At 56.0% G+C, this 1,359-nt stretch carries 2 protein-coding genes and 1 pseudogene; 2 read left to right on the forward strand and 1 reads right to left on the reverse strand.

Annotated features, from left to right (window positions below; genetic code table 11):
• Window positions 1-73: 73 nt before the first annotated feature.
• Window positions 74-823 (forward strand): annotated as a pseudogene (locus EVC45_RS44660) (IS30 family transposase); the annotation flags it as partial.
• On the opposite strand, the gene EVC45_RS44665 reads toward EVC45_RS44660, so the two are convergent.
• Complete coding sequence (locus EVC45_RS44665; RefSeq protein WP_248295546.1) at window positions 813-1,181, reverse strand: AAA family ATPase; 369 nt, start codon at window positions 1,179-1,181, stop codon at window positions 813-815. The pseudogene EVC45_RS44660 and the gene EVC45_RS44665 overlap by 11 nt on opposite strands.
• Here EVC45_RS44665 and EVC45_RS46445 point away from each other — a divergent pair.
• Window positions 1,149-1,359: hypothetical protein (locus EVC45_RS46445; RefSeq protein ID WP_211193608.1), on the forward strand; the 211-nt coding region annotated here is incomplete at its 3' end. The genes EVC45_RS44665 and EVC45_RS46445 overlap by 33 nt on opposite strands.

The following is a 1,359-nucleotide window of genomic DNA, read 5'->3' on the forward strand; positions in this document are numbered from 1 at the left end:
AGATGAAAAATGAGGCCGCCATTATCGCCTGGCGCTCCAGGTGCCTCCTCATGTGTAACGCAGCTTTGAACCTCGCCGGAAATGGTCACCCCAGCAGATATCGGGCACACTGAAACGTATGTATCCGACCGACCCGACCCAGCAGGTTTCGCACGAAACCATCTACACGGCCATCTACGCCCAGCCGCGCGGCGAACTGCGCCGTCAGCTCATTGCCTGCCTGCGCCATGGTCACAGCACGCGCATGCCGCGTACACGCGGCACAGACCGACGCGGACAGATTCCCGACATGGTCAGTATTCATGTGCGGCCGCCCGAAATCGAGGACCGACTGCTGCCCGGACACTGGGAAGGCGACTTCATCAAGGGCGCGGGCAACCAGTCCTCGGTCGGCGTTCTGGTTGAACGGACCAGCCGCCTGGTGCTGCTCGCAAAGATGGAAGACGCCACCGCAGCTTCGGCGCTGGCAGGCTTCTCCGCCAAACTCAATTCGATTGTCGCGCCACTGCGGCAGAGCTTCACTTATGACCAGGGCAAAGAAATGTCGCGCCACAAGGAGCTCACGGCCGCAACCGGCGTGAACGTGTACTTTTGCGACCCGCACAGTCCCTGGCAACGCGGCACTTGCGAAAACACCAACGGGCTGCTGCGACAGTATCTGCCCAAAGGCACCGACCTATCGGTCTACAGTCAGGACGAACTCGACGCCATCGCCGACAGTCTGAATAGCCGGCCTCGTGCAACTCACAACTTCCATTCACCACTCGAGGTCTTCGCCGCGACCCTCGCATCAGCAAGTCAACCTCAAAGCTCTAAACATTAATCCCGCTGTTGCGCTTCACCCTTGAAACCGCCCTGAAATAATGCAATACTTTGAGAATTCGTTTCGACTTCTCCTTTCCAAACAAGGTGTCGACGCGCTGATCGACGGTTCCGTCGACGAAGTGCGGGATGCGGGCGTAGCTATAAAGCTCCACAAATCGCCGCACTGCGTTCGGCACAGAGAGCAATGTTTCCAACTCGCCTTTGTCCGCGCTATTGTGGAAGTTGTGAACCACGCTAAAAAGATAGTGATATTCCGAAGAATATTTGAGGATCGAGGATGGGAGATTCGTGAACGTTGAAACAGTCGGTGACAGTTTCTTTGTTTGGAAGTAGCGTCTTTTGCTCTTCGCTGGCAATTCGCGAAGAAGCGAGAAAAATTCAAAATTGTGCGTGGAAATGAAAAGCTGCGCGCAGGCGATTTTCCACTCTCCTTTGGGCTCGTCTTGCTTGAAGAAGGGGCGAGGTTCAAAGCTGCGTTACACATGAGGAGGCACCTGGAGCGCCAGGCGATAATGGCGGCCTCATTTTTCATCT

Origin of the sequence: Paraburkholderia sp. UYCP14C, from assembly GCF_004197395.1 — a bacterium.
GTDB lineage: Bacteria > Pseudomonadota > Gammaproteobacteria > Burkholderiales > Burkholderiaceae > Paraburkholderia.